This is a genomic window from Halobacillus halophilus DSM 2266 (assembly GCF_000284515.1).
In the GTDB taxonomy this organism is placed as follows: Bacteria; Bacillota; Bacilli; order Bacillales; family Halobacillaceae; genus Halobacillus; species Halobacillus halophilus.
This window is the reverse complement of the sequence record NC_017668.1, coordinates 76391-96773: the sequence shown is the minus strand read 5'-3', so window position 1 is coordinate 96773 and position 20383 is coordinate 76391. Positions and strand designations below refer to the sequence as shown.

Below are 20383 nucleotides of genomic sequence, written 5' to 3'. Positions count from 1 at the left end.
CTTTCGTGCGTTCTCCTGATTCACTATCCTTTTTACGCCTCTAAAATACTAAGAAGGATGTTTGCGTATCTTCATTATAGCCACTTTTTCATTTTTCAATCGAATAATACAATCCATATGAAGCATATATACATCAATTCCTCATTGGAAGAACGGTCATTCATTATTAACCATTATATCCTTCCCCATATCCTCATGCTCTGAACATCTTCTGCAGGCAAATCTTCCAGAATCTCGTCCGCTTGTTTAGTTATCAACGGTATCGTTACTTTTGGATTCACTTCTGCTAATGGCACCATAACAAAAGCTCTGTCCTGCATATGTGGGTGAGGAAGAATCAGGCGCTCTGCTCTCATATTTTCTTGATTATATAGCAAAATGTCAAGATCTATTGTACGCGGGCCCCACTTTACCACTCGTTTTCGTCCTAATTCCTTTTCAATGGCCTGGCAATGATCAAGTAATTGTAAAGGAGGCAGAGAGGTTTCAATTTGTATAACCATATTTAAAAAATCATTCTGCTCGGTATAACCTACTGGCGCTGTTTCATATACTGCTGATTTTAAAACCACCGTAATCTCCGGGTGATCATCTATGCTGGCCACTGCATTTTCCAAAAATTCTTCTCTCTTAGAAATGTTGGAGCCAAGTGCGATATACGCGGTATTCATTCGGTACGGCTCCGGTAAATTTCAATAGCTACCGACTGATAGTGTCCAGGGATAGGAGGATCAGGTTTATAAACTTTAAGACGGCATCCTTGAACGGGACTGAACTGATTAAACAACTCAGCCGAAAGTTTTTCTGCGACTGTTTCCACTAATTTGTGTGCTTCTCCTTCGACTACTTTTTTACAGGTTTCATAAATCGCGCCATAATCCACGGATTTCGTCATGTCATCCGTCTCAGCAGCAGGCTTTAAATCTAGTTCAAGTTCAGCATCTACATAAAAGCGCTGCCCCAGTTTGTTTTCTTCGGGAAAAAGACCATGATAACCCCAGAATTCCATTTGATTTACATATATTTTATCCATTATAACCTTCCTTTCCCATCATAGCATCCATCATTTTTGTCATTCGAGCTATAGATTTCACGTCGTGGACTCGGACAATATGAACTCCCTGGGCAATTCCGTAACAAATCGTAGCTCCTGTACCTTCCATGCGTTCATCTTTAGGTAAATCCAGGATGGTTCCTATAAATGATTTCCGTGAACTGCCTAGCAATAGAGGATATCCCATCGATTCAAACTGGTGAAGATTACGCATCACCGCTAAGTTTTCTTCTTTTGCTTTGGCAAATCCAATCCCTGGATCCAGCACAATGTTTCCCTCTTTAACTCCGGCTTGCTTCGCTATTTTAATACTTTCCTCTAAGTCAGCCTTCATGTCGTCAATTAAAGATGTGTAGTTCCTATCGTTGCGATTATGCATTAAAATTATCGGTACATTATAGTCAGCCGCGACCTCCGCAATGGCCGGTTCTTTTTTAGCGCCCCACACATCATTAATAATGGAGGCTCCTGCTTCAATCGCCTTTCTGGCAACTTCTGCTTTATACGTATCAATCGATATCGGGAGATCCACTTCATTGTGAATAGCCTGGATGATCGGAACAACCCGCTCAATCTCTTCTTTTTCGCTGACCGGTTCATGTCCGGGACGCGTGGATTCCCCGCCTATATCAATAATATGTGCTCCATCCTTTTCCATAGCAGTCGCACGCCGTACGGCTCCTTCCACCGTATTAAACCTGCCTCCGTCTGAAAAAGAATCCGGGGTAACATTTAAGATGCCCATAACTATTGTTCGTTCGGATAAATCATATGAATAATTCTGCATTTTTAGCTTATATCCCATAGCCGGTACCTCTTTCTCTAAAAGCTTCTTTCCCTATCTTACAACATTTTTTTATTTCTATCACTTACCGTACGTATTTGTTATTCCCATAAAAAAATACGCCCTGTAAAAGAGCGTATTTCTAAAAGTTTAAGATTCGTCTTCTTCAAATTGGTAAAGCGGTGTAGAGAGATAACGTTCCCCATTACTTGGAATCACTGCTACGACTTTTTTCCCTTTACCAAGTTTCTTAGCTACCTGTTTAGCCACATGAATCGCTGATCCGGAAGAGATCCCGCCTAGAATACCATCCTTACGAGCAGCTTCGCGCGCAGCTGTAAAAGAATCCTCCGTGTTAACTTGATGAACTTCATCGTAAATTTCTGTATTCAGGATGCCCGGTACAAAACCGGCTCCGATCCCCTGGATTTTATGGGGACCTGGGTCTCCTCCCGACAATACAGGCGACCCTTCTGGTTCTATGGCATGAATTTGAATATCAGGATAGTGTGCTTTCAACACTTTTCCTGCACCCGTAATCGTTCCGCCAGTGCCAATTCCAGAAACAAACGCATCTAATTGATCACCCATCTGTTCCACAATTTCAGGTCCCGTTGTTTTTTCATGGATTCTTGGATTGGCTTCGTTATTAAATTGCTGAGGCATGAAATAGTTATGCTGTTTTTGAAGTTCAGCTGCTTTCTTAATAGCCCCTTTCATACCTTCACTTCCCGGAGTCAAAACAAGATCCGCACCATAAGCACGCAGTAGATTGCGGCGTTCCTGACTCATCGTATCCGGCATCACAAGAATGGATTTGTAGCCTTTAGCAGCGGCAACCATAGCAAGCCCAATACCTGTGTTTCCGCTGGTCGGTTCAATAATGGTGTCGCCTTCTTTTAGATCTCCTGACTTTTCTCCTTCTTCAATCATCGCTAATGCGATACGATCCTTTACAGAGCTGCCTGGATTCATGTATTCCAGTTTCAAATAAATGTCCGCGCTATCTTCCTCTGCAGACCCATTCAGTTTTACCATCGGCGTCTGACCGATAAGTTCACTAACGTTATTAACAATTCTCATTTTTTCCACCCCTAAAACCAAGTATTTTGATAGGATTTAACTCTAATGTACTGAAGGATGAGCATATTGTCAAACATTTCAATCATTTATTAGTAACGTTCCCTTTAAAAAAAGGGCGAAACAAGCTTCCTGTTTTAATTATGCACAAGAATTGTTCCGCCCTGTCTAACTATAGTTACTCTATGAGGCAAACGATTATTCTGTTTCCTGAGATTGCAGGTCTTTCAATTGATTAACATCAAATTGATAATCCTCATTACAAAAATGACACTTAGCCTCTGCCCCTTGATCTTCTTCAATCATGCGTTGAATTTCTTCATCTCCAAGGCTTGCTATCGCCACTTCTACACGCTCCCGTGAACAGTGACATTTGAACTGCACAGGCATCGTATCCAAAATTTGCAGCTTATCTTCTCCGAGCACCGTTTGTAAAATTTCTTCTGGACTTTTTCCCTCTTGAACTAGACTTGAAATGGCTGGCATCTCTGACAAGCGCCTTTCTATTTCACTGGTAGTAGCATCGTCCGCTCCGGGCATCATTTGAATAACAAATCCACCCGAAGCAAGAATGGAATAATCCGTATCCACCAGAACTCCGGCACCGACCGCAGATGGAACTTGTTCAGAATTGGCGAAATAATAGGTGAAGTCTTCACTTATTTCACCAGAAACGAGCGGCACCTGACCGGTAAAGTGATCTTTCATACCAAGATCCTTAACGACACTTAACGTACCATTTGTGCCAACAGCACGAGCTACATCCAGCTTTCCATTTTGGTTTAAATCAAAATCTACGTGAGGATTAATAATATAGCCACGTACTTCGCCTCTTGCATTCGTGTCAGCTATAATAGCCCCGGCTGGGCCATCACCTTCTACTTTTACCGTGATTTTATCCTCCCCTTTAAGCATAGCTCCCATCATGGAACTAATGGTAAGGGTTCGGCCTAAGGCAGCAGAAGTCGTCGCCCATGTATCCTGTCTGCGCCTAGCTTCCTCTACGGTATCCGTTGATTGCACGGCATAAGCTCTTACTTGTCCATCAAAAGCCAGAGCACGTACTAAATAATCTGACATGGCTCATCATTCTCCTTTAAATGCTTTTTTTCCTTTGTTACGCTGATATATTTTATGAAGACCTTTTAAAGTTAGATAAGGATCTACATGATCAATGGTCCTCGACTGACCAGCAATAAGTGTAGCCAACCCTCCTGTCGCAATGACTGTAGGGGTAGACTCAGCTGTTTCTTTCATCCGTCGGACCACTTCATCTACTTGCCCAACATACCCATAAAAAACTCCAGATTGCATCGCTTCTACTGTACTTTGCCCTACGACGTTATCGGGACTTTTAATTTCAATTTTAGGGAGTTTCGCTGCTTTAGCATACAAAGCTTCCATCGAAATGTTAATACCCGGGGCAATGGCACCTCCCATATATTCTCCACTTTCGTTAATATAACAATACGTCGTGGCTGTACCAAAATCTATGATGACGAGTGGCAGCGAATAATCCTCAATGGCTCCTACTGCATTAACTACACGGTCCGCTCCAATCTCTTCAGGATGCGGGTACTTCATCGCAAGACCATGAGATACATTTTCTTCCCCTATAATCATGGGCTGCTTTTTAAAATAATAACGAGACATACGGTCAAGTGCAAACATTATAGGCGGTACGACAGAGGAAATAATTACACCGTCCATATCTTCAAATGTTAAACCCTCATGATCAAATAGCGATTTAATCAGCATGCCATATTCATCTTCTGTTTTATGTCGATCCGTTTTTATTCTCCAATGATAACTTAATGATCCATTGTCAAATACCCCAAGTACGGTATTCGTATTACCTACATCAAGAACAAAATTCATGCTTACAGCCTCCTGCCTCATTTCCTTCGGCTACCATCATATCACAACTAGCCCTTTACTTGCCCACTAGTGCGCACACGAAAAATGTCACATCAGCCATAGAGGCCGATGTGACATGTTACGCCATTAAGAACGACGATCTTCAGAATCTGAATCAGACGTTTGGTCTGTGTCGTCTACTTGTTCAGTAGAAGAATTATCCTTAGTCGACTCTGACTCTTTTGTTTCTTCTGCTTCTTTTGATTGAATATTGACTCGTACATCATCGTCATCACTAAAATGATCTTTGCCTGATGAAGTATTGTTCTTGATTTTTGCATTATTCTTACGGGCAAGCTCTTCCAGCTCTTCGTCTGTTGGAAGGCGCTCTTTATCGAACAGGGATCGGATTTGAGTAGCGTCAAGAGTTTCTACGTCAAGTAGAGTCTTTGCGATCAACTCAAGCTTAGATTTATTATCCGTAAGAATCGTTTTCGCTCGATCGTAACAATAATTGATAAAGTTTTGAACTTCTTGATCAATTTCATAGGCGATTTGATCACTGTAATTTTGTTCATTTTGGATATCGCGGCCAAGGAATACCTGACCACCGGAGTTCGAACCAAATTGAAGAGGTCCGAGTTTTTCACTCATTCCATACTCCGTTACCATCTTGCGAGCAATGGCAGTGGCACGTTGGAAGTCATTGTGAGCACCTGTGCTCACTTCACCAAACATGACTTCTTCAGCGACACGACCACCTAGCAGACCAGTGATTTTATCAAACAATTCCGGCTTGGTCATGAAGTAGCGATCTTCTTTAGGAAGCATAACGGCATATCCGCCAGCTTGACCACGTGGAACGATCGTTACTTTGTGAACCATATCGGCATCATCCAGAACCATTCCAATTACCGTATGACCACTTTCGTGGTGGGCTACGATATTACGTTCTTTATTCGAAATTACACGGCTCTTCTTAGCTGGTCCTGCAATGACGCGGTCAATTGCTTCGTCCACATCATCCATATCAATTTTATCTTTATCACCACGAGCGGCTACAAGAGCTGACTCGTTCAGTAAGTTTTCAAGGTCGGCCCCTGAGAAACCTGGAGTTCGAAGTGCGATCGTTTTCAAGTCCACATTTTCGGCTAATGGCTTTTGTTTTGCGTGAACAGCAAGTACTGCTTCACGGCCTTTCACGTCTGGGCGATCTACCGTGATTTGACGGTCGAAACGTCCCGGACGAAGAAGGGCAGGGTCCAGAATGTCAGGACGGTTAGTAGCAGCGATAATGATAATACCCTCATTAACACCGAAACCATCCATCTCTACTAGTAATTGGTTCAACGTTTGTTCACGTTCATCGTGTCCTCCGCCAAGGCCAGCGCCACGCTGACGACCAACGGCATCGATCTCATCAATGAAAATAATGCCCGGAGCGTTCTTCTTCGCGTTTTCAAATAGATCACGTACACGAGAAGCACCGACACCGACAAACATTTCTACGAAATCTGAACCACTGATAGAGAAGAATGGAACTCCTGCTTCTCCCGCAACGGCTCGGGCAAGTAAGGTTTTACCTGTACCAGGGGGTCCTACGAGCAGGACACCTTTAGGAATGCGGGCACCTACGGCAGAGAATTTACGAGGATCTTTTAGGAAGTCTACGACCTCTACAAGTTCCTGCTTTTCTTCGTCTGCTCCGGCTACGTCTTTAAAACGAACCTTTTTCTTGTCTTCCGTGTACATCTTAGCCTTACTTTTACCAAAGTTCATGACACGGCTTCCGCCGCCTTGAGCTTGATTAAGCAAGAAGAAGAATAAGATGAAAATAATGATAAACGGAATGATCGATGTTAGAAATGTCACCCATGCGCTAGGCTGCTCTTCTTCTGCAACATTAAGAACACTTTGCTCCTGAGCGGTTTGGGTAATATTTGAGACGATTTCATCGTTTGCGGGGATTTTTGCTACGAATTCCCCTTGATCTTCACCTTCTCCAGCCAGCTGTCCGGTGATTTGAATCACACCATTTACAGGCTGAATGGTCATTTCTTCAATTTGACCATTATTTAATTTATTGTAAAAATCATTTACGTTCAACTGCTGTTGTGGCTCACCTTGACCTCTAAATAGACCGACGACGCCGATAACTACGAGGAAGATAAGTAAATAAAATATAGTATTACGAAATATCCGGTTCATTGCCTACCTCCTCCCAAGCGAGAAAAACTATAGTAAATAGTATCATAACAAAAACGGACGACACAACTAATTACCCTCATTCCTGCAGATTCAAAACTCATAATCATCGATTGATTTTTCATCCGCCGTAAACTTCCGGCTTCAGAATCCCAATGTAAGGTAAATTGCGGTACTTCTCTTGATAATCTAACCCATATCCCACAACAAATTCATCAGGGATTTCAAAACCAATCGTATCTGCCTTAATATGAGCAGTACGACCAGCCGGCTTATCAAGCAGGGTTACAACTTTAATGGAATTTGCTTGACGGTATTTAAATAAGTCTACTAAGTAGCTTAACGTCAATCCACTATCAATGATGTCTTCTATAATTAAAATATCCCGCCCTTCCACTTTCGTATCCAGGTCTTTAACAATTTTAACTTCTCCAGACGATCTTGTGCCACCGTGATAGCTTGAAACATCCATAAAGTCCATCTCCAGATGGATTTCTACTCTTTTCAGTAAGTCTGCCATAAATGGGGTTGCGCCTTTTAATACTCCGACGGCTAACGGAAAACGATCCTTATATTCTTCCGTTAAGTGGGCCCCCATCTCCTTACACTTTTCCTGAATTTCTTCTTCCGAAATCAGGACCTTCTCAATTTCGCTGTGCATGTCTGCTCCTCCTACGTTTCTGCTTTATTTTCATAATGCAACCGAAGCCAAGTCCCTGAAGATCCATCCGTACTTCCCCCGCTTTTTTTTAAGCCGACCAGCCATAGGATCTCTCCACTGCTGTCTGTTACAAGCGGCCACGTTTTGCGTAGATGAGCCGGTATTTTCTGGTCAATAAAAATATCTTTTACTTTTTTTGAACCATTCATTCCTCTCAAACGCATTCGATCTCCATTCCGCCTCGTTCTTACAATAAAGGGTAATTTTACGTGATGAGCATCACATGTAAAGACAGAATCTCCCTCTTTTTCCTGAGGACTGCCCCACTCAGCGTATAAATGAGCTCCATCAGGAAGAATGACTTTTTCTCCAGCATTAAGGAAATACTCATACTTATCTTCCTCATCTGAACGGTCAAAAGAAAGGGTCACTTCATCATAAGCGCGAACGGCTTGCAAACCTTGAGGAAAGTCCAGCTTTGCATTCGGTTTGTGATCATATAATAGGTTCATAAACATTTCCTCATGCAAATAGGAAATATCTTCAGTTTGGTTAACATACAGATAGTTCAATATTAGATGAAAGGCACTTCTTTGTAAAGCAAGTGGAAACGTTTTAAAAGTCGATAAGGAGAAATGTACGATTTTCTTCATATTTGAAGAAAAATACATAGTATCTAATACTTCTCTGGCCTGTTCCCTTATGTATGACTGGTCTTCTCTCATCCTTTGGCTCATCGCCTGCATATGAGAATGGAACTTTGGATTCTGCTCCTTTAAGAACGGCATGACATGCTTACGAAATGCATTCCTTGTGTAGTTCGTCTCCTCATTTGAAGGATCTATCCGCGCCCTTACTTGATGACGGGCATTATACTCAGCAATTTGACTCTTAGATAAAGACAGGAATGGTCTTACGAGCTGCCCTCTTCCAAATGGTCGCTGAATCGGCATTCCCTGTAGCGATTCAGGACGTGCACTGCGAACCAGCTGCATCATCATAGTTTCAGCCTGGTCATCACCATGGTGCCCCATAGCCAGTACATCTGCTTTTCTTTCCTCCATCATTCTCTCAAAGTACTGGTAGCGCAAGTATCGGGCTGACTCTTGCGTTCCCGTTCCGGACTCACTTCTGTGTGAATGGACATCGACAGAAGTGCCCGCAAATTCAATACCCCATTCTTCACATTGATTTTTCACAAATTCCAGATCATCCATGGACTCCTGTCCTCGCAGTCCATGATCGACAGAAATACCAATGATCTTCAGGTTCCAGGAGTTTTTAATGGAACAAAGGAAGTGTAGAAGAGCCATCGAGTCCGGTCCTCCTGAAACAGCCGCGAGTACGGTTTGATGAGGGGAAATAAGTTGATGTTCTTTTACAAATGAATGAACGATCTGCTCCATGCGAAGATCACTCCTGTTAGATTCAAACTGCCTGCTTTCTTTCTCCATCGTACCACTCTTATCACCTTCTGCAAAAGAATACACTTATAACCAGAAACTAAATATTGAAAATCCACAGAACACCCCCGCAACTGCAGATAAAGCCAATAGCTCACCCCACTCAGAAGAATGTTTCTGAGCTTTCATTTGCTTCCTGGAAACAGGTGATCCTTTTGCTCGTTTCATTACTATATAGGATAAAGCTTGTTTCATTTCTGAAGCACTTTGAAACTTCCCTTTCCATACTCCTGCAATAAGAGAATGATAAGGTTTTAGATCATTAGAGGAAGCAAGCTTTGCTGCCAGCGTTCTTCTAGGATGAGCCCCTTTTTCAAATTTATTCGGATGCACCATCTCTAACATAATCATGGTGACGGCAAACAAATCATATGAAGGTTCAGCTTTTCGGGAGCCAAATCCCCAGTATCCTCGATCATAAAATTCTGTGTACTCTTTGATAGCCCGCCCTATCGCTGTAACGCCTCCTACATCAATCCATCGAACTTTTGAATTTGACATTAACAAATTATCCGTCTTCAAATCTCCAAAGACGAATCCCGCTTTGTGAAGATGCTCCAGATCGGTTAACAACTGAATGGTACAAATACCGATCCATTCTTTGCTTTTCCCTCTTAAAAAATGGGCTAGAGGCACCCCTTCTACATATTCCATGACATAAAAAGGGAAAACTTGAAGAGACGGTGATTTCCAATCGTCTACATCAACAAAAGCAGGCCCAAGTTTCACGCCTTGGACCTTACTGAATTTCTTCAACATATTTACCTCAAGCATCATTCTGGAGCTGTCTTTCCCTACCTTGAGGGCTACCTTATCCCCCTGGAAAGTTTGGCATAAATACACGGCGCCGCAAGCTCCCGCTCCAAGTTTTCGGATCACTTTATATTTATGACCATTCCACTTTCCTTGTAAATATGTCCCGGGAAATAATTTAAAATCCTGTTTCTTCATAAGGATCTTCTCCATCCTGCATGCCTCTGAAGAGAGGTTTTTCAGTAAAGGCATAGAGAGCTTCTTTCAGCGCAGGGCCCGTAGGCGTGTATCCACCGCTTGAAAGTTTAGAAAAAACGCCATTGATTTCTCCGAGTTCCGGAGTCCATTTAATGACCCGCCGGATCGTATGTTTTACATCAGGAAATGTATAAATACTGAATTGATTTGATCCGGTACGTGCGTTGAGACTCAAAGAAAGATCATAAAGCGCTTCTTTCACGGTAGGTAATTTATGCTGCATACTCGCGCTTGTATCCACAAGTACAAGTACTTCAAGTTCACATGCCTCGCCTAAATCTTCCACCACTTCCACTACTTCACTCCTTGTAGCGGGCGGCAGCTCTTCAATACTTTGGCCTTCTCCCAGAATTTCCTGTAATTCTTTATTAACGACACCCTGAATGGTTTGAGTCATGGCTTGCCTCGTAACCATCTGTACGGTTTGGGACAAACTTTTCTGATATACAATTTGACTGACGCCTCCACCTGCCTCGGCAATCGATTCAACTTCTTCAAGCCCTTGAGGCTTCTCATTCTGCCGATCGTCAAGAACGCCAATCACATTGACCGTTACTCCCTGATTTCTAGCCAGAGCTGCTACGGCTATAGGGTCTTCTCCATGGTTCGAGCATCCATCCGTCAATAATAGAATTTGTTTCAAACGCCCTGCTTTCATTTCGACATCCCTCCTGTTTCGTTGCTTCCATCTTCGCCGAAAAGGAGGAATCTTATACGCCGGTTAAGCCTGTTTTTTCTCTGTAGGGATAGAGGACCACTCCGGCATATACCGGTCTATTCTCGCTACAAGAATCGTCATATCGTCATTAATGGAACCTCGATGCGTGCGGATCACTTCTTCCAGTAGAAGATCAGCTACCACTTGAGGCTCGCTGCTGTAAACCTCCTTTATTTTTCTCTTGAACCATATCTCCACGTTCTCTACGTGATTATGACCATCTAATATACCATCACTCAGCATGATCAATAAATCGCCTGCCTTCAACTGCTCGTTGGTCATATCTACATCCACTTCTGGTATAATGCCCATCGGCAAGTTTCCGGACTCGACAGTTAAAATTTGATCTCCTCTCTTAATAAAGCTAGGTGTGCTTCCCACTTTTATAAACTTGGAAGTAGCCTTATGCAAATCAATGACGGCTAAATCCAGGGTCGAAAATATTTCATCATTTGTACGCAGTGATAATATCGAATTTATCGACTGGATAGCTACGGATTCCTGCATTCCCGATTGCAGAATCTGCTTCAGCAGTCTTAGCGTTTCCATACTTTCTTCATGAGCACGTTCCCCGTTCCCCATTCCATCGCTGATTGCGAGCGCATATTTCCCCCTTCCCAGTTCCATCATGGTAAAGCTGTCTCCCGATATAAACCCTCCTCCTTTTGCTGCATGGGCTGCTCCTGTTTCAATAGCATAATGCTTAGCTGAACCAAACGTTAAATAGCACCTGCCATTAGGATAAGGAGAAATCTCTTCCATCGTAACCACAATCGTTTCCCCTAAAATATCCGATAGCACAGGTGCAATAATTTTCGCTCCTTCCCCTCGGTAATTATTTATTTCTACTACGAGTTCTAAATCAATATTTCCGGCATCCAATGTATAGATTTCAAGTTTTTGAATATCCATCCCCATTCTTTCTAGCGCGTTATAGATAATTTGTTCTTTTTGTTCGTGATGTTCTCGTTCTTTGACTATTTCTTTAGCAAAAGTGCTCATTACATCCGATACGCCCTGAAGCTGTTCCGCTACAAAGCGGCGGCTTTCCAGTACCTGTTTTTTCAATTGTTTGTTTGCATGATAGAAGGACAATTCGTGGTTCATCGTATCGATTAACTTCTGTGATTTTACACAGTGCGCATCCACGTTTTTCCGGGTCATCCTGGTGGGTTCCCCTCTTTCGTCCAGCTCCATCATTAAACCTGTCATCAAATCATGAGTCTCATCAAACTGATTAACCCAGCATTTTTCCTTTTTAAAACAGGATTGACAGGTTTTTTCTGTTACATGACTAAGAAAGTAATCAATTTCTTCTGTACCCTCTACAGCCTCCTTAGAATGGTCTAGATCATTGAAACTCTTCGAAAGGGCTTTAAATACATCAGAGAATTTACCTACTCTTACAGCGGTAACATCACGCACCTTTTGTAAGTATTTTTGTTGTTCAGAATTATGCTCTTCTGTTCCTGGGATATAACGAGACAGCCGTTTAACCCAAGAGTTTGGCGTTAACATAAATAAAACAATAGCCCAACCTGAGGCCCATATTGAATCCGACAGCCCTCCTCCACTGGATACATAAAATCCAATTAATAACGTACCTACAGCTAGCCCTGCACTCACCCCCAGTTTTTTGCCCTCTTTTAATAAACCTCCTAATAAGCCTGAAAATGCCAGCAGGCTCATTTGATAGATATGATCCATATTAGATAAACTAAGTACAAGTCCTGTAACAACACCAACCGTTGAACCAATAGCAGCCCCCGCAATATAAGCAAGGAGAATAACCAGGTAGCGCGCAAAGACATCGACGACCGCTACACCTTGAATCTGCCATCCAATCATTCCAGTTAACACGGAAGCTAATAATATAATTAAGCAGACGATTTCCTCATTTTTTAATGTTGGATGATATTTTTGCGGTGATAATAAAGGAAGACTCTGCATAAATATTAGTACAAGTATAAAAGTAAGAACTCCTTCAGCTAACATCAAAGTAAGTTCGTAAAGCTGCCATCGATCGAGTAATGCGAGGCTTGCCGTACGGGGAAGCAAACTTGCTACTAAAGCAATAGCCGGCAGCCATGTTTGGGGGTGACTTGTTCTGCGCAGCGCCAGACTTAATAGCAAAAAAGTCGTCGACGCTCCTACTACGAACCCTGCATGGGTGAAACTGTAGGTAGATGCCCCTGCCGCCATCATAATCGTAACCGGCACGACTAAAGGTCTTTTTAACCACCAGATCACGGCTAAAAACGCAACCGAGAATGGTGCCATAGAAGATAATATAATGGCTCGTCCCAATAATAAGGAAAGCACCATGTGGAAAACGCCTTTGTCCGCCATAAACGAAAACATTCCTAGTGAAGCTTTTTGTAACCCTCTACCTAAACTAGACTGCTTAAGTGTTGCTTGACGATCTTCACGCTTCATCACCGTACCTGACATTTTTTCATCACTCCTTTTGTTATTGAACTTTATTAAACCACATAAAAGACAAGCATTTTGTCAAAACAACAGGAGAACAGAAACAAAAACTTCGATGCTTTTTTCAAGAAGTATAAGACTTTCTACAAAATCTACCTGCCCCCCTCCCTTATCTATTCAAAAAACACCTCCATTCCCTATCGAAATTTACATACTAGTCTGATATTTTTATTTTTTATTGACAGTTTTTTTCTCATGGTGTACTATATTCCTTGTGACTTTGAACACAAGATATTTACTTATGGCGGTGTAGCTCAGCTGGCTAGAGCGTACGGTTCATACCCGTGAGGTCGGGGGTTCGATCCCCTCCGCCGCTACTTTTTTTAAAATTAGATGGTTGAAAGAAGTTGCCTACATATAAGGCCCGTTGGTCAAGTGGTTAAGACACCGCCCTTTCACGGCGGTATCACGGGTTCGAATCCCGTACGGGTCATCGAAACATTCTTGTCCTAACAAAGAGGACGCTTCCTTAAAATTAAGGAAGCGTCCTCTTTTTTTATTTAAAAACCTCTGTTAAAGGTCATTGGTGATTTTTCATGTGAGCCTTATTACGCAATAGGGCCGTATAGTTGAAGACTCAGTTTCGAGATATCTCAGGTCCGTGGCTAAAAAGTAGATGAGGGGCGGCTACGGAAACAACTCGCTTTCCTGCGGGGGAACTGGCAAGCCTCCTCGCTCGTTTCACTCCCTGTGGGGTCTCGCCTAGCTCCTTCTCCCGCGGGAGTCTCCTTGTTTCCTTCGCCACCCTATGATGGAAGAATGAACGGACCCTTCTATAGGCGATAGGGGGGTGCTTTGATCCGCCTTAAATGCTTTTATAGCGGGAATTATCTAAACGTACACGCTTATTGTTAGAAGTTTATCTCCATCATAAACCGGCGCGTTTTAAACATGATTTCGAGCACCATATATCGCAAGGCCCGGAGGGGGGACGGTGAAGACTCCTGTGGGATGAACATGATCGGTAAGATCCCGGAAGGTGAAGCCTGAGGAAGCTTACCACATGCCCACGGAAAGCGAAATCGTCCCCCGCAGGACCTTCCGCTCAACAAATGTCTCGAAATCAAGTCTTCAACTAATGGGAGCATATCTTCAAAAATCACACTGAAGTTTAAAAGAGCCTATTATTTAAAGGAAGCTCTGTTAAACTTAACTGTTAAGTTTTCTTATCTCAGCAAATGCCCATGGAAAACAAGTCGTTTTCTTTACTGTCCTCACTTCATAACGTTTTCAATCGCTTGTTTATGAGCTTCTACCGTGCGCTTAAGATCTTCTTCACTATGGGCCGTAGAGAGAGAATAGCGATTGAGAGGTTTAGTATAGATCCCCAGATTTAATAATTCATAATCCAGCTCTTTTCGTAAGGAAGTGTCTGCTTTCTTTAAATCACGGTAATTCTTAATAGAACCTTCTGCCAGAATAATATTAAAGATACTCCCTCGCCCCACCGTTTGCATCGGGATGTTATAAGATTGATACAATTCTTCCAGCTCGTTTCTGAGGCGGTTGGTTTTATCAAATAAATCTTCCATCGTGCGGTCCTTTTCCAATAGTTCGATAGTGGCCAGACCGGAAGCCAAAACGGTAGGATGACCATTATAGGTGCCACTATGGAATAACGTATTATGTTTTGCTCGCTGATCTGCCCCTGCTGTTAAAATATCTCTCGAACCAGCTGGAGAAAGAATATCCATAATTTCTTTTTTTCCGCCTATTGCCCCTACGGGAAATCCTCCACCAAGCACTTTTCCAAGTGCTGTAAGATCCGGGGTCACTCCATAACTTTCTTGAGCTCCTCCAAGAGCTAACCGGAAACCCGTTTTAACTTCATCAAAAATTAACAGGATCCCAAGTTCTTCCGTCAGAGCTCTTACCCCTTCTATAAATGTTTGATCAGCAGGTATGAAACCTCCCTGTACCGGTTCCATGATAATTGCAGATACTTCATCGGCTCTTTGTCTTAAAATCTTCTCAGTGGCGTCTAAATCGTTAAAAGGAAGGACTACTGTATTTTGCTGATAGTAATCAGGAATTCCTAAAGATTCGGGTACAGCATTTGGCGAAGATGGATCCCCTGCTGCTCCGTGATCTGGATTCACACTCATGAGCACCTGATCATAACCGCCGTGATAGTGCCCTTCAAACTTGGCGATTTTTGACTTACCGGCATAGGCCATAGTCGCTCGAATCGCAAGCATGGTAGCCTCAAGCCCTGAGTTGGTAAAGCGGACCATTTCAATACTGGGATATAAAGATACGAGCTTCTCAGCCATGACGGTTTCGAGCCGGTGAGGCGTTCCGAAAATCGTTGTTCCAGCTTCTCTCATCTGTCCTATAGCTGCATCAAAAACAGCCGGGTGTCCATGACCTGCAATTAAAGCTCCATAACTTAGTAAGTAATCAATATATTCATTTTGATCTACATCATAGAGCTTACTTCCGTTACCCTTTTCCATAACGATTGGATGAGGATCTATATGTTTAATGTTAGCTGTGACTCCTCCAGGGATCACTTCTTGTGCTTTTTTATGCAGCTCCCGGGATGTTGCTGTATTATGTGATATGAAATCTTGCCTATTCAATGCCAATCCTCCTATGATAGTTAATTTCAAGCTATAGTAACACAATATAGACAAGAAAAAACCAGCTCCTATTTTTTGGGAGCTGGTTTTTATTAAAACGTGCATCTTTTACTCATTGTCCTAGACAGCAAGCTATCCTCTTTTAGCACCTCGACCTCCACGTTTGGATTCCGTGTGCTTTTTCAGTGATGCTAGACGCTCGTCGCTATCCTTTATAAACCTGTTCATCTTCTGTTCGAAAGATTCAGCCGGTTTACGAGGCTTTTGAGGACGACGACTCTGGCTTTGTTGGTTTTCTTTCGCTTTTTTGATGGACAAACCAATTTTCCCATCATCTCCAACATTAATGACTTTCACTTCCACCTCATCGCCCTGGCTTAAGTGTTCATTAATGTCCTTTACATAGTTGTCGGCAACTTCACTAATGTGAACGAGACCGGTCTTCCCCTCGGGGAGTTCAACGAACGCTCCGAAATTAGTGATACCTGTTACCTTACCCTTCAGCTTGCTGCCTACTTCAATTGACATAAAAAAAATGCTCCTCCTTAAAATTTCGATAAAAATATCCTTCTTACATATTATATATAAGCTTTGAAAAGGGTGTCAATATGAAGGGTCTTCATTTGGCATTTTAAATATGATTTCGCCCTCTTTTGAATAGAAATAATTGGTTCTGGCAATTTGCAGAACGTATTCTTCATCATTCAATAGCTTGATTTCCTCATTCAAATCTTTTTGTTCTTTTTCCAACGTGCTCATTTCCTGTTGAAGTTCTTCGTACTTCTGGTGCTTATCCGCGTACAGAGACTGTTGGTTGACATGGTAAATCACCATAGAGCCAGCAACGATCATCACTAAAAGGGCAAACATGACAAGACGGCGAACTAGTCGCTTTTTCTTTTTCTGGTGTCTTTCCATGTACGCATCGTAGTGCTTCATGTATGTAGAATCTAAGCGAGCTACTGACTCCGATTGTGTTTTTGCCATTTGCGTTCGTCCTCCTTTACTTACGGAATTTTTTAAACCAATTGATCCCTATATTCTTGATTTTATCCAAAAACCCTGCTAAACGCCTTAAGTAATTTCTCGTGTTTTTCGGCAATAATCGCCAAATCAATCGAAAAACAACCTTAATTGGATAAAATGCGACAAGAAATAATAAGAATATACCTTTTAAAAGTATCTTAAAAATACCAATAAGTAAAGTGATAATTAGGAAGAAGATGGATTTTAACGGGATAAAAATTAAATGGAAGAATATTCTCTTTATGCCACGTAAAATAGAGGTAACCACCCGGATCCATACTTCAAGCATTTTCATGTAACTTGATTGAAGTAAGGCGCGGTAAGCTGCATACCCGCATAACACCGCTAAAAACACATAGACACGCAATTCCCCATAGTTAGCTAAATATAAAAGATAAAAAAGAAAAGCGGCTTGAAAAATCCAGAAGGTGAGCTGATAGATGATTTCAAACCAGCTCTTCTTATTCCTTCTATGGAAAAGACGTTCAAATGTGTCAAAAGAAGCACCTACGAATATTCCCCCAGCTATCATCGAAAGGATGGTAACGAATTGGGTTGTAAGCGTCATTTGAAGAGCTTGCTAAATAATCCTTTAGCTTTCTCCCCTTGATGCTCGTCCAAGTAAGACATGTCATATATTTTTCCTTTAATGGATACAAGACCTGAGTCAAGATCTAAATTTTTCATTTGGAGATTCTGGCCTCTGACCACTAAGTAACCCATGGAAGTTTGAAGAAGAAATTCCTCGCTATCAAAACTATCGACTTCTTTCACGCCTGAAATTTCTATGTTTCTTCTGTTCCATATTTTCACATTATGCTCGACCTGCGGCTGGCTGCGCAAGTTCTGGTTTTTATCGTAACCTTCCATCTGTACCGCCTCCTTCTCTAGTACAAGCTATGAGACGAAAGGGGTATTTAGAACGTGGAAAGTCAGTCAGAAAAGAAGTTTACATTTCTAGATCTAAAACACATGGGCCGCTAACTCTCCACGTTGATTATTAAAGAAAATCTCCCATTACTGGAAGACTCAGTTTCGAGATAAATGGGTCCTTTACGTTAGATGGACAAGGGCTGGTGGGGAAATAACTCGCTTTCCTTGGGGGAACGGTGAGCTTCCTCGCTCGTTTCACTCCCTGTGGGATCTCACCTAGTCCCTTCTCCCATGGGAGTCTCGTCATTTCCCCATACCCGTCAAGCTAAGCTCTATAATTTCGTAACTCCCTTATAAACGTTACTCTTTTAGATGAAATTTCTAAAGGAGGATAATTTTATGGATCTTAGTAAACACCTTCGGTCTATGGCTCAAGCTATTACAGAAACTTTAGGAGATCATTCTCTACGACAAACAGCTAAAGAAACGGGATTTTTGAAACGGACCAGTAAACTTAAACCAGAAGCATTCTTAAGTTTATGCACCCTCTTAAAAGATTCCGTGGGCAAAAACACCTTACCTAACTTATGTAGCCAAATCTCCTACGAATTCCATACTTTTATCTCTAAACAAGCTTTGCATGAACGTTTTAACGATAAAGCGGTTTCCTTTCTAAAACAAGTATATAAGCAATTAGCCGATAAGCAGGAAATAACTTCGTCGGTTTTGGAACATCATTCATTATTCTCGCGCCTTAGAATTATGGATGCGACATCTTTTCGTCTGCCCAGCTCTTACTCCGATTATCCAGGAGTACAGGGGCATGGAGTTAAAGTACAACTAGAATATGAATGGCTCAGGGGCAAGTTACTCTACCATAAGATTCAAGCAGAAGCTAAAAGTGATAAAGATGCCGCACGTGATCAGATGGAGTCATTGGAACCAGGGGATCTACTGTTACGGGATTTAGGTTATTATTCGGCAAGATTAATAAAGGAGATGGAGAGTAAAGGGGCATTTTTCATTAGCAGAGTGCCGAGCCAAACCAAGTTTTGGACCGGGAGTTCGAAAGAAGGTTGGATACAAATTAAGCCTGAGGAAGATCTGAAACATAAGGTTTCGGGAGAAACCATTGATTATGGATTCATAAAAGTGGGAGGAGATTCACGAAGTTCCTATGTGGCTCGCATTGTAGCTCAGAAGCTTACGCTTCAACAACAAAAGCAACGGGAAAGAGCGTTACATTTAAAAAGGCAGAAAGGTCACCAGACCCTTTCTGCCAATCAAAGAACTCAAATTCAAATCCTTGTGACCAATGTAACACAGGAAGATTTGGCCGCTCAAGACCTTTACCCTTTGTATTCCATAAGGTGGCAGGTAGAGATCTTATTTAAAGCTTGGAAATCCCTATTTGAAATGGATGATGTCCGAAAAATAAATCAAGATCGATTGGAATGTCATTTATATGGAACGTTAATTGAGATTCTTCTCTCTTCCATGGTGACTTTCCAGTGTCGTCACTATTTATATTGGAAACACCGAATAGAAGCAAGTGAATATAAGTGCATGGATATCGTGAAACAGGCTTTGCCATATCTAGTGTCTCCAATAAAATCTGATTCGAAGAGTGTCGTAAAGATATTAGAAGCTATCTTCGAAAACGCTAGGCGACACGGCAGGAAAGACCACAAAGAAAAACATGAAAGTCCGTTCGATGTTTTAGGATTAACTTATAAATAAAAGATTCCCTTCTTTTTATTACTGACTCCTTTAGGAGTCAATATAACCTTGATTGGAAATATGTGTAATTGAAGGATTGGACCACTGCTTATCTAGAATTATTCACTTACTAGCTTGACGGATATGCGTCATTTCCCCACCACCCCAACTATAATGTTGCGAACGGACCCTTCCAGAAGAGATTGGTTCTCCTCCGTAATCTGTATGAAATGCTTTCATGACGGGCTATGTGGGTCGTTATATCCTAACTACATGAGCTAATACTTCATTATGCAGGTGATGGTTGAAGTGGTTTCGAGCTTCTGATTTGGCAAAGTCCGGAGGGGATAATGAAGACTCCTGCGGGATGAACATGATCGGTGAGACCCCGGAAGTCGAAGACTGAGGAGGCTCAGCACATGCCCGCGGAAAGCGAATTATCCCCCGCAGGACCTTTCTTCTCATAAAATATCTCGAAACTGAGTCTTCAACAATCCGGCCCTATTGTTGAATAAGTCTGTCATGTAAAATCAACAAAAAGTTTTTCCGAGCTAAAAAACAACAAACCACTGCGTGGTTATGCAGTGGTTTGTTGTTTTATTATTTGACTGGTTCTTCTTTCTTGATTTCATACAGAGACGCCGCTTCATTTTTATTTACATTTTCCTTAAGCGACTTAATCTCAATGGTTAAAATCTTTTGCCCAAACTGAATGGTTAACTCGTCCCCAATATCTACATTGCTTGAGGCTTTACTTTGATTTCCATTGATGCTGATACGGCCTTGATCTGCGATTTCCTTCGCCAAGGTCCGTCTTTTAATCAGTCGGGAAATTTTCATAAATTTATCTAAGCGCATCA

The 20383-nt window shown here is 42.0% G+C and carries 19 protein-coding genes and 2 tRNA genes; 3 read left to right on the top strand and 18 right to left on the bottom strand.

Translation table 11 applies throughout. The annotated features are described in order from the left end of the window. Positions 1 to 173: 173 nt before the first annotated feature. The 12 genes from folK to spoIIE form a co-directional block, all read right to left on the bottom strand. Positions 174 to 671, bottom strand: coding sequence for a 2-amino-4-hydroxy-6-hydroxymethyldihydropteridine diphosphokinase (gene folK / locus HBHAL_RS00495; protein WP_014641387.1), 498 nt, complete (start codon positions 669 to 671; stop codon positions 174 to 176). Then, complete coding sequence (gene folB, locus HBHAL_RS00490) at positions 668 to 1033, bottom strand: dihydroneopterin aldolase (RefSeq protein ID WP_014641386.1); 366 nt, start codon at positions 1031 to 1033, stop codon at positions 668 to 670. The genes folK and folB overlap by 4 nt, the downstream gene beginning before the upstream one ends. Beyond that, positions 1026 to 1859, bottom strand: coding sequence for a dihydropteroate synthase (gene folP / locus HBHAL_RS00485; protein ID WP_014641385.1), 834 nt, complete (start codon positions 1857 to 1859; stop codon positions 1026 to 1028). The genes folB and folP overlap by 8 nt, the downstream gene beginning before the upstream one ends. A gap of 129 nt (positions 1860 to 1988) precedes the next feature. Next, the gene (cysK, locus tag HBHAL_RS00480; RefSeq protein ID WP_014641384.1) at positions 1989 to 2921 is read right to left on the bottom strand and encodes a cysteine synthase A; all 933 of its coding nucleotides are present in this window, start codon (positions 2919 to 2921) and stop codon (positions 1989 to 1991) included. A 195-nt stretch (positions 2922 to 3116) separates the two neighbouring features. Next, complete coding sequence (gene hslO / locus HBHAL_RS00475) at positions 3117 to 3998, bottom strand: Hsp33 family molecular chaperone HslO (protein WP_014641383.1); 882 nt, start codon at positions 3996 to 3998, stop codon at positions 3117 to 3119. Between the two features lie 6 nt (positions 3999 to 4004). Next, a complete protein-coding gene (locus HBHAL_RS00470) occupies positions 4005 to 4796 on the bottom strand; it encodes a type III pantothenate kinase (protein WP_014641382.1) in 792 nt (263 codons plus the stop codon). A 126-nt stretch (positions 4797 to 4922) separates the two neighbouring features. After that, complete coding sequence (gene ftsH / locus HBHAL_RS00465) at positions 4923 to 6983, bottom strand: ATP-dependent zinc metalloprotease FtsH (RefSeq protein ID WP_014641381.1); 2061 nt, start codon at positions 6981 to 6983, stop codon at positions 4923 to 4925. A 118-nt stretch (positions 6984 to 7101) separates the two neighbouring features. Then, a complete protein-coding gene (hpt, locus tag HBHAL_RS00460) occupies positions 7102 to 7641 on the bottom strand; it encodes a hypoxanthine phosphoribosyltransferase (RefSeq protein ID WP_014641380.1) in 540 nt (179 codons plus the stop codon). A gap of 11 nt (positions 7642 to 7652) precedes the next feature. Then, positions 7653 to 9131, bottom strand: a complete 1479-nt coding sequence (tilS, locus tag HBHAL_RS00455; RefSeq protein ID WP_231853968.1) for a tRNA lysidine(34) synthetase TilS — start codon at positions 9129 to 9131, stop codon at positions 7653 to 7655. After that, positions 9132 to 10055, bottom strand: coding sequence for a protein kinase domain-containing protein (locus tag HBHAL_RS00450; RefSeq protein ID WP_014641378.1), 924 nt, complete (start codon positions 10053 to 10055; stop codon positions 9132 to 9134). Further along, positions 10036 to 10773 carry a vWA domain-containing protein gene (locus HBHAL_RS00445; protein WP_014641377.1) on the bottom strand — a complete coding sequence of 246 codons (738 nt, stop codon included), beginning with the start codon at positions 10771 to 10773 and terminating at the stop codon, positions 10036 to 10038. The genes HBHAL_RS00450 and HBHAL_RS00445 overlap by 20 nt, the downstream gene beginning before the upstream one ends. A gap of 63 nt (positions 10774 to 10836) precedes the next feature. Next, positions 10837 to 13284 (bottom strand): stage II sporulation protein E, encoded by a 2448-nt coding sequence (gene spoIIE, locus HBHAL_RS00440; protein WP_014641376.1) that lies wholly within the window; start codon positions 13282 to 13284, stop codon positions 10837 to 10839. A 282-nt stretch (positions 13285 to 13566) separates the two neighbouring features. On the opposite strand from spoIIE, the gene HBHAL_RS00435 reads away from it, so the two are divergent. Together HBHAL_RS00435 and HBHAL_RS00430 are read left to right on the top strand one after the other, a co-directional pair. After that, a tRNA-Met gene (locus tag HBHAL_RS00435) sits at positions 13567 to 13640 on the top strand. A 44-nt stretch (positions 13641 to 13684) separates the two neighbouring features. Further along, positions 13685 to 13756 (top strand) — tRNA-Glu (locus tag HBHAL_RS00430). A gap of 781 nt (positions 13757 to 14537) precedes the next feature. Here HBHAL_RS00430 and HBHAL_RS00425 read toward each other — a convergent pair. The 5 genes from HBHAL_RS00425 to yabP all read right to left on the bottom strand — a co-directional run bounded on the left by HBHAL_RS00425 (position 14538) and on the right by yabP (position 17801). Next, complete coding sequence (locus tag HBHAL_RS00425; RefSeq protein ID WP_014641375.1) at positions 14538 to 15911, bottom strand: aspartate aminotransferase family protein; 1374 nt, start codon at positions 15909 to 15911, stop codon at positions 14538 to 14540. 126 nt (positions 15912 to 16037) lie between these two features. Next, positions 16038 to 16433 (bottom strand): S1 domain-containing RNA-binding protein, encoded by a 396-nt coding sequence (locus HBHAL_RS00420; RefSeq protein ID WP_014641374.1) that lies wholly within the window; start codon positions 16431 to 16433, stop codon positions 16038 to 16040. Positions 16434 to 16508: 75 nt separating this feature from the next. Next, positions 16509 to 16892: an FtsB family cell division protein gene (locus tag HBHAL_RS00415; protein WP_014641373.1), complete on the bottom strand. Its 384-nt coding sequence runs from the start codon at positions 16890 to 16892 to the stop codon at positions 16509 to 16511. A gap of 16 nt (positions 16893 to 16908) precedes the next feature. After that, positions 16909 to 17499, bottom strand: coding sequence for a spore cortex biosynthesis protein YabQ (gene yabQ, locus HBHAL_RS00410; protein WP_014641372.1), 591 nt, complete (start codon positions 17497 to 17499; stop codon positions 16909 to 16911). Beyond that, a complete protein-coding gene (gene yabP / locus HBHAL_RS00405) occupies positions 17496 to 17801 on the bottom strand; it encodes a sporulation protein YabP (protein ID WP_014641371.1) in 306 nt (101 codons plus the stop codon). The genes yabQ and yabP overlap by 4 nt, the downstream gene beginning before the upstream one ends. A gap of 402 nt (positions 17802 to 18203) precedes the next feature. Here yabP and HBHAL_RS00400 point away from each other — a divergent pair, with 402 nt between their 5' ends. Then, positions 18204 to 19544 (top strand): IS4-like element ISHaha1 family transposase, encoded by a 1341-nt coding sequence (locus tag HBHAL_RS00400; protein ID WP_014641370.1) that lies wholly within the window; start codon positions 18204 to 18206, stop codon positions 19542 to 19544. 579 nt (positions 19545 to 20123) lie between these two features. Here the strand turns inward: HBHAL_RS00400 and HBHAL_RS00395 are convergent. Beyond that, a complete protein-coding gene (locus HBHAL_RS00395) occupies positions 20124 to 20381 on the bottom strand; it encodes an RNA-binding S4 domain-containing protein (protein ID WP_041601495.1) in 258 nt (85 codons plus the stop codon). Positions 20382 to 20383 lie beyond the last annotated feature (2 nt).